A 269-nucleotide genomic window follows, 5' to 3' on the forward strand; every position below is an offset into this window, starting at 1 on the left:
GGTCGAAGGCGACAACGTCTACGGCAAGCTGAAGTTCGAATCCGGTGCGCACCGCGTGCAGCGTGTGCCGGCCACCGAATCCCAAGGCCGTATCCACACCTCGGCGTGCACCGTCGCCGTGTTGCCTGAGCCGGACGAACAGGAAGCCATCGAGATCAACCCGGCGGACTTGCGCGTCGACACCTACCGCTCATCCGGTGCGGGTGGCCAGCACGTTAACAAGACCGACTCGGCGATCCGTATCACTCACTTGCCGTCGGGCATTGTGG

1 protein-coding gene is annotated in these 269 nt (G+C 63.9%); it reads left to right on the forward strand.

What is annotated here, in order from left to right; genetic code table 11:
- Nucleotides 1-269: peptide chain release factor-like protein (locus tag AAEZ05_RS28750; protein ID WP_350649997.1), on the forward strand; the 269-nt coding region annotated here is incomplete at both ends.

The organism is Pseudomonas sp. HY13-MNA-CIBAN-0226, assembly GCF_040310305.1.
Classification (GTDB): Bacteria; Pseudomonadota; Gammaproteobacteria; order Pseudomonadales; family Pseudomonadaceae; genus Aquipseudomonas; species Aquipseudomonas gregormendelii.